Consider the following 8,835-nt stretch of genomic DNA (forward strand, 5'->3'; position numbering starts at 1 on the left):
CGAGCCAGAGAATTGGTTACAGAGAAATGGTGAGAGATAACGCTGCCATCCGGGGATTTACATCCCCGGCAGAGAGCTGCCGGCCCTCCGGGCCTAACGTGCAGTAATTAATACGACGTCCCCTACGAAATCACCTGCGAAAGGCGACACTTATTCCCCGCTCGTTCCTAAGGTATACTCGCGTCTGAATTATCTTTCTCGTTACCATTTCTGTCACTTCGCTGATGCCACGTAGTCGCCTTGGACCCTTAGCGATTGAATCGAAGCTTGGCGATCATCCATCGCAAAGCTGCGTTTGGCGTGCCATTCACGTTCAACTGAAAAAGTCAGTCGCGGTCAAAGTGTTTGCCGCACCGTTTGGCGGGACACCCGAAGCACGTGCAGCCTTCGCGGCCGAATGGACGAAGCTAAAAACGATCTCTCACCCAGCGATCGCAAAATGCTACGGCGGCGGCTTTGAAGAAACCGATGCCTACCTGGCTTACGAATTGATCGAAGGCGAAACGCTGGAAAGCGAATTGTCTCGCCGGAACAGACTGTCCTGGGAATCGGTCCTCGACATGGCTCAATCGATTGTCGAGGCGTTGGAATACCTGCACTGCCAAGACATGGTCCACGGCGCACTGTATCCCGACAAGGTCATCTTCACGGGACTCAGCCCGGTTTTGGTTGACGTTCGGATGGAACGACACGACACGCCCTATCGCACCGGACGTCCACCGTCACCGTCCGAAGTGTCGCTACTGCCACCTGAAATGTTGACCGATCCAGCGGCTCATTCGCCCCACAGTGATTTGTACATGTTGGGTTCCATGATGTATCTGTCCGTCACCGGTCGCACGCCCGCGAGCGGCGATACGATTGAACAGATTTCGGCCAGCGTGCGAACGGACGTACCAGAATCACCCGCGTCGATCGTGTTGGAATGTCCGGTATGGCTGGACAAGTTGATCATGCATCTGTTGCAGAAAGATCCAGCCGCTCGGCCGCACGGAACAGCCGCGGTCAAACTTGCGCTGGCCGAAGTCCGAAAACGATCGATGTCGCGAACCGGAGTAGCCGAGCACGCATCGAGCGGATTCAGTCCCTTGAGCGTGACGAATCAGGACGACCGAGACATCGCCAGAAAATTGCTTGGTCGCGATGCTCTTTCGCTCGATGACAATCCGGCCCAGCAATCGGTGGCATGGCATGACCGCCCCACAGTCCTGATCGGCGGTTTGGTTTTGATCGCAGCGATCTTCGCATACGTGCTTTGGCCGCTCAGCGAAGACAATATGCGGACGCGAGCCGAAGCGTTGATCAATGAAGGGACCAAGACATCAATGATGCACGCCAAAAACAACTTTCTGGTTCCCATGATCAAACGATTCCCCGACGGCCAGCACGCCGATTGGGCGGCCGAGCAGATCGATCAAGTCGAAATGCTACAAGCAGAAAGTGCGCTCGAGAAAAAGCTAAAACGCAACCTACCGCTCAAAGACGAAGCCGAACGTTTGTATGCCGAAGCAAGTCAGTTTGAAAGGTTCGGTGATTCGGCAACCGCTCTGGATCAATACCGCAGCATGGTGACGCTGCTGGGCGACGATCCACAATACAAAGCCTTCGTCAATCTTGCCCGCCGGCAGATTGGAAAAATAGAAAGTGACGGAGGCAAAGACGATGAAGCATCACGCATCATTCAAGCCAAGCTAGATCAGGCAGCAAGGTTACAGACCCAAGGCAAAGTGATCGCCGCCAGAAAAATCTGGTACAGCGTCGTCGAACTCTACGCCAACAACGACAAAGTCGCCCCCCTAGTCGCCCAAGCACAGGATCGACTTGCAGAAAACCGCAACGATGCAGGAAGCAACGACTAGCAAACCAACGAGCGAAGTACGAATTGGAAAGCCTGTTTGGCAACGAAACGTGTGAGCGACGTGCCGATGCAGAGTTGCTTGACTAGGGTTTGGGTTTGTCGATCAACCCTTAAGCTGTTTCGCTCAGGATCTCGGACTGCCATTTTTCGAGTGATTCATAGACGGTGTCGAACCACTCGGGATTGATCGTTTGCAATGCGGAAGCCTGCGACGCGATATCGTTTGCATTTCTTGGCAGAGTGGCGATTAAGGCGGGGCCAGTTTCATCATCAGCCTGAACATTGAATTGACCACCGAGGTGATGCGAGATCATAAAACAACTCAGCAAATCCATGTCCAAGCCGATGGGCCACTTTCGAAGCGGAATGGCGGCCGCGAAGAAGGATGCGATCTGTGCAGCCTCCAGCGAGGCGAATCCACCGCGGACAATCAACTGAATCTCGTCGGCGTTGGGAGACAACTCGATTGAGATTTTCGAGGGCAATTCTTGAATATCTGAAAGGCGGCGAACCATGATTCGAATCATGTTTTCAATCATGCCTTTGTCGCCGGCAATGATCTGCGGTTGGTCCATGCCGCTGACTTCAAGTTCCAAGTCGTCCTCCGACAATTCTTGGCGTAGGTGTTCTGCCAATTCTTTGGTCACTTCGGCGATATCAATCGCCGCATCATCGCCCGTCGACTTCGCAACCGTGTCGGAAAGAATCATCTGAACGGTCTTCACCATTGCCTCTGATTCGTGACGTGCGAGAGCAACCATGTTTAGCCCTGCAATTTCTTCCATCTGCACCTGAACCCGGCGTGTGACAGGTGATTGCTCCATGTACCCAACCAACGCAGACCAAGCGTTACGCAGCCTTCCATTGATTGCGGTTGCCATGGTTGCAAGTCCCCGAACTCGGTCCATCACGATAAGGCGATGCAACACACTCAGCTTTTCCGACAGCAATCGATCCCGCTCGACCATGGCGGCATGATACTCCGATGCACGCAATAGAGTTCCTTCCATCTCCCCTTCGTTCCATGGCTTCGTGAGATATCGAAACGCCCCACCTTCGTTGACCGCCTTTATCGCCGCGTCCATGTTGCTGTAGGCGGTTGTCAAAATTCGAACGATGTGCGGATAGCAACCTCGCACATGCTCCATTAATTCAACCCCAGTACGACCGGGCATCTTTTGATCGGTGACCAGCACCGAAATTTGACGAGGATCCTGTTCAATCAGTTTGATCGCCTCATCAGCAGAGGACGCCGTCAGAACATCAAACTTCTCGCCATAGAACTGAGTGAAGTACTTTAGCGCGATAAGTTCGTCATCGACGTACAAGATCTTGTTTGAAATAGGATTCATCTCGGACCAATGATTCAGGAAAGTGTTCTTGGATAGTGAAAATGCGTCATGCTTAGGACGACAGCATCAGGTCAGTTCAGACGCAAAGGGTTTCTTCAATTCTGGGCTCGTAGATTCTGGGCTCGTAGATTGCGGGCTTGCAGATTCTGGGCTTGCAGCAGCCAAACCGAGATCGAAGTAAACCGTGGTACCTTCGCCGAGTTCGCTTTCGAACAACAGTTTTCCTCCATGGTTTTCGACGATCGTTTTACAGATTGGAATCCCCAACCCCAGCCCACCTTCGCTGTTTGTAAAAAACGGCTCGCCAACGCGTTCTAGCTGTTGATCGGTCATGCCTTTTCCGTTGTCCGAGATTGCTACCCTTAATCGGTCCCCGATTCGTTCCCCCGCGATCCGAATTCGCGCTTCGTCAGAGCCGTTCATCGCGTTGACTGCATTGACAATTAGATTTAGCACCAGTTGCACCAACTGACTTTTTGAGCCATCAACTTTTTCCTCCAGCGGACCCTGCTCCTCGATTTCAAAAAGAACGCTATCGAGTTCGCCGACGGAGAAACGCTTTGCCGTTTTGGCAACTTCTCTTACATCGACCGGCTGGTAAGCACCCTGAGTCTCTGGATGCGCAAAGGACCGAAGATCATCAACAATGCTGCCGATTCGCGTCACGCCATCGGAAATATCATTGATCGTATCGCGTGCCATCTCGTCCAGGTCGTCTCGGCGTTTGAGCACGCTGATAGCCATCGACGAATAATGGACCGGATTCTGAATCTCATGCAACAACCCGGCTGATAGATCAGCAAGCGTTCTCATTTTCTCGCTTTGCAGAAGCTTCAACTCGGCTTGCTGGAGCTCTTCCATTGACTTTGACAACGCGGCTTTCTCCGCGATCAAAGCGCGATGAGTTTGCGAGCTGTTGACCAAGCCATCCACGCGGGCGATCAATTCGGCGACCCCAAATGGCTTTGAAAGAAAGTCATCTGCACCCTGACGCAATGCAGCCAACTTGATGGTTTCGTCTGCGTTGGCGGTCAGCATCAGAATCCTAGTATCGACAAGCCGCGGCTCGTTGCGGAGTTGCCTTAACGCTGAAAAGTCTTTTACGTCGGGCAGCATGTAGTCTAGCAAAATACAATCCGGCGGACTCTCAACCGCTTTGGCAATGCCTTGATTCGCGTTGGATGCCGTTTCCACGTGATGATTGCGTTTGAGACAATCTTTCAAGTAAGAGCAAATCTCTGGTTCGTCATCAATGATCAACACATTGCCATGAATTTTCCCTGACGACATGTTGCTCGCTTGCGTTGGAGCGTCGGGCAGAAACTGCAACGGGTTCTCTGTGCTCGCCCGCGACTTCGCGACGACACTAGATTTTGACGGCCGACGATGGTGGGTCGCTGAGCTGTCCGAGGCAAGCGATGGATCCAGGGGCAGCCGAACTCGAAAAATTGCCCCTCCTGTCTCGCGATTGCGAACATCAATCTGTCCGCCGTGCCACAAAACAATTTTCTTGGCAATCGCCAAGCCCAGCCCGAGCCCTCGAGCGGTCTGCTCTTTCTGCACATTTTCGGCTTGAAACATGCGGTCGAAAACTTTCGTCGTTTCGTCTTCCGGGATCCCCGGACCTTCATCTAAAACCTCGATGACCGCATGCTCGGCATCCTTGTGCAAACGCACCGTAATCTCGCCGGGCTTGGGTGAAAACTTGATCGCATTGCCGATCAAATTCGAGATCACGCGTTCGAGTCTGATGGGGTCTCCGACGATTTCAACGGGAGAAGTCTCACCCTCCAAATGCAGCTTGATGCTTTGTTCCTTTGCGGCACCTTCCATCAAGGACATAACCTGCTGAAGGAATTCACGAACGTCAATTTCTTCTTGCTGTAAGGTTAAAATTTCGCCTCGTTGCCGAACAACGTCTAGCACATCGTCGACCAGCAAGCGTAGGCGACTAACGTTTCGTCGCATGATCCCCAAACTTTCGCCGACCGACTGACGCAATTGTCCCGGAGCGGCCAAAATTTCGTCCAGCGGACCGGCGATTAGCGTCAACGGCGTTCGCAATTCATGGCTAACGTCGGCCAGAAAATCTAAACGTTCCTGAGCCTGCTGTTCCAGTTGCAACTGCAGCGTAATCGCCTTCATTCGATTTTGTCTGCCCAGATGACAAATCACCACACACACCACGCCGCTGGTAAACAGAAAGAACATTCCAGCAAATAGACTGGAATAGTTTGCCGCAGAGAATGAGTCGTTCAGCATCACCGCCGCAGCGTAAGACACCAAGACCACCAAGCAATAGGTCAGCGATTCTGTGAAAGTGAAGGCCAGCAAGTGGACGACGATCATTAACAAGATCAAGCCAAAGTAGTACTTCGAATCCGCGCCATCGGTCAGGTAAATCATCAATGCGATCGCAAGCGAAGGGATCAACACCAACGCGACGCTCAGAGGCTGAACCCAATCGCCTAGATCATGTTTCCAAAACAGAAATAATCCGCACCCGAGCACGAGAGTTGTGACCAGTCGGATCGCCCACAAAACGAAGATTGAATCAGGGTACAAAACGTAGTCGAGCCCGGCCCCCATGGGCATCATCAAAACGCCAATCGCCAAACCGAACGTACTGAGTTTCTTCCTAAGAGAACGCTCGTTTTCCGCACATCGCAGCTTAACCGCTTCCGCTTTTTCTAGTTCCAACCCAGCAGCAAAACTAGATTGATCCAACAATGATCTTTCGACAAACGTTGACTCTTTCAAAGTAGTCATCGTGCTGGTTTACGAATTTCAAGGAATACGTTCACGCCCGTTTTGTCGATGTAAGTTTTCTGTTGGCCAAGGTCGGGTGCCAGGGATCGCATCGTTGACTCATCACGCAGCTCAAGATTCCAATCCAGAATCATTCCCATGATCGCTCTTGAAGAGTGGTTTGGTGTGACGTTGGTCACCAACACCAATCCACCAGGCTTGGTCCAGGAGTAGAACAGTTCGATCAAAAAGCCGCAGGTGGTGTCGCGGAAATAGTCAAACAGTCCCGCGCAATAAACCATGTCGTACTTCGGCTGATCATCTTCTGGTGACTCGCCTGATGACGACTCTGGTGACGACTCTGATGACGACTGTTTCCCGTTGCCTTCGACCGACATCTGAATCAGTTCATGGACGGATCTCTGTTCCGTTTTGATGACCGTATCGGGTCTAACCGCCTGGACCTCGGGGATCAAGAAGTCGTGGACATGTTGAAGCGTCTGAGGGTTAAAATCGATTAAGTCAAAATCAACTTGCGAGGACGCCGGTTCTGACTTGGCAAACTGTTTTATTTCGACCGCTGGTCCACATCCCAAGTTCATCACCTGGATGCGACGCCCGCGATCGTCCAGCGCATCTGCGGAGCCGGTCGCCTGATCGTCTTTGTTGTCAGCACTGCGATTGGATAGCACACGTTGAGTCTCCTGACTCAGCGATTTTTCTAGCAGGTCAATCCGGTTTCGGTGCGCCGCAGGAGCTTCGTGTCGCAACGCCGAAGCGTTCAGTAATTTTGAAAACGTATTCCCACCCTCATAAGGCGGACTCAACATCATCCGCACCATTTCAAAATCGCCAGCGTATCCGAGCGGTTTATTGAAGGCTCGATTCATGAACGGCGAAGACATCATCAACGGATGCAATTCGCGTTGGGCAAACGATCGATGATACGGAACCACCTTCCTTTCAATTCCATGGGAAGCTTCCTCAAATTCACCGTACAGCGTCGTCAGCCTTGGCTCGGTTTCGCGGTCAACGTCATTCACAAAGTCTTCGACAAGTGGACTTTCGGTTGATGGATCATGAACCCCCGCTTCGCTTTCCCAATGCTCAAGCCAACGACTCAGTTCCTGAAGATAGTTCCTCAAATTCGTGACCGCTAACTGATACGGTTGCTTCAGACGCGAAGTCGCCATCTCCCAATCAACAACGAACCCATTGACGTAGGAACGCAGCACAGGGCCGGGCTTCAGGTCTTTCAAGTCGCTCCACGGATCGACCAAAGACGCCGACACAATCAGCATCAGCCCGGTGTTCACCAAGTTGGTAATCACCGCTCGCCCTTTGTAGGTTTGGCGGTCACCTTGTTGAATTCGCAGCTCAGATAGGACTTCGGATAGCTGAACGATTGAATAAGGATTGTAAACCTCGAACACAACCATCTGCCGCGTCAATCGAACTAACGACCCTTGTGCTTTGACACCTTGTGAGTTGACAAAGAGCACATGCGAACTTGTCGCCAAGTTTCTTACTTTGGCCAATGCAAATACCTAGTCGTCCTGGGACGATTGCGATGTGGGGTCGAAATGAAATTTTGCTTCTTCAAGCCTGACGCTTTGCACCGGTTCATCCTGCGACGCCCTATATTGAAGACGCCAACCGCTGTACCCAAACGTCAACTCGATCGGCAGGACGATACTCGATTCACTAAACAGCATCGCACTGACCCGAACTTTAATCGAAACGGCGCGACGAAGGGCGATCGCTTCGGACAAACGAGAGACCAAGCCCGCATATTTCTGCGGATCACAAGCGGCAACGTCAGTTTCTCCTGCGTTGACGAATGGGGGTGATGTTCCATTTGCGTGGATTTTCACCGGGTCGTTTTTGTCCAGGTAATATCCGGGAGCATCCGGATCGAAATGAATCTCGTAACCCAGCGACTTCAAACTGGCGATATCCCGAAAAATGGTCCGCCGCGAAACAGCCATCAAATCAGACAACCAGGATGGGTCGATTGGAACCCCGTCCTTCAATAGCTCCAAAATTCGCAATCCGCGGGACAGACGACTTGTCATCAATCACTAATCGAAGGCGGACGCCCCAAGCTAGGAAGGGGCTGGAACATTAGAGGAACACAAATCGCGAAAGGAACCATCCAGAAAAACCACCGTGACGGGGGGTCGGGAATGCCCCTCGCCTTCCCCCTCGCCACAGTGACTGAGTTAATAACGGAAACTCGGCGTTTTATTATATTCGCCCGCCCGATAACCGCTTAGACATCCAGCAGATCACTGGCCCGATTCCTCGTTTCTAGATCATCAGTCTCGAACTAGAAAGATCTGGTCCGAATGCGTCGCGAGCATCTCTCATTTAAGTCTTCCACGATCGCTAAGAGTCTAAGCAGAAATTCGACACAAAAAACCGGCATTACTCATTAGTCATCTTGAAAACGAACAATTTCCTAGATATCGTTTAGGTGGGTGACACATAGTGTCACTCACCATGCGTCTGGAGTTTTATGCCCCAAAACTCCGGGCGTTTTTTATGCGCGGTCAACCGAGATGCGACTGCTTTTGAGCTTGATCAAATCAATTTTCCATCTCAAACGCATTTCCTGGCGGTTCTGACGCGTCGTTCGAACGGTATCAAATCACGCTCAGAAACAAATTAATCGGGCGTGAACTAGCTCTCAATTGGGGAACCCAATCCCTTCGCGATATGCTGAGGAACCGTTGCGAAATAACCTCTTAGGAACGTACGACTTTTTATCGTCGCCTTTCGCTCGGGACGTCGCATCAGTTACTGCGTGTTAGGCCCGGAGGGCCGGCTGCCCCACATCAATTCTCTGGCTCGGTTTCGCGGCTACGCCGCGAAACC

General features: G+C 51.9%; 5 protein-coding genes. 1 reads left to right on the forward strand and 4 read right to left on the reverse strand.

Features of this window, described 5'->3' with window-relative positions; genetic code table 11:
- Positions 1 to 224 precede the first annotated feature (224 nt).
- A complete protein-coding gene (locus tag RC85_RS23735) occupies positions 225 to 1,859 on the forward strand; it encodes a serine/threonine protein kinase (protein ID WP_068267232.1) in 1,635 nt (544 codons plus the stop codon).
- A gap of 109 nt (positions 1,860 to 1,968) precedes the next feature.
- Here RC85_RS23735 and RC85_RS23740 read toward each other — a convergent pair whose 3' ends face one another.
- The 4 genes from RC85_RS23740 to RC85_RS23755 form a co-directional block, all read right to left on the reverse strand.
- A complete protein-coding gene (locus RC85_RS23740; RefSeq protein ID WP_068267233.1) occupies positions 1,969 to 3,210 on the reverse strand; it encodes a response regulator in 1,242 nt (413 codons plus the stop codon).
- Positions 3,211 to 3,276: 66 nt separating this feature from the next.
- Positions 3,277 to 5,979, reverse strand: a complete 2,703-nt coding sequence (locus tag RC85_RS23745) for an ATP-binding protein (protein WP_068267234.1) — start codon at positions 5,977 to 5,979, stop codon at positions 3,277 to 3,279.
- Positions 5,976 to 7,496, reverse strand: a complete 1,521-nt coding sequence (locus tag RC85_RS23750) for a hypothetical protein (protein WP_149752837.1) — start codon at positions 7,494 to 7,496, stop codon at positions 5,976 to 5,978. Before RC85_RS23750 ends, RC85_RS23745 begins: the two co-directional genes overlap by 4 nt.
- A gap of 9 nt (positions 7,497 to 7,505) precedes the next feature.
- Positions 7,506 to 8,033, reverse strand: coding sequence for a helix-turn-helix domain-containing protein (locus RC85_RS23755; RefSeq protein ID WP_068267236.1), 528 nt, complete (start codon positions 8,031 to 8,033; stop codon positions 7,506 to 7,508).
- Positions 8,034 to 8,835: the final 802 nt, after the last annotated feature.

It is taken from the genome of Rubripirellula obstinata, from assembly GCF_001642955.1.
GTDB lineage: Bacteria > Planctomycetota > Planctomycetia > Pirellulales > Pirellulaceae > Rubripirellula > Rubripirellula obstinata.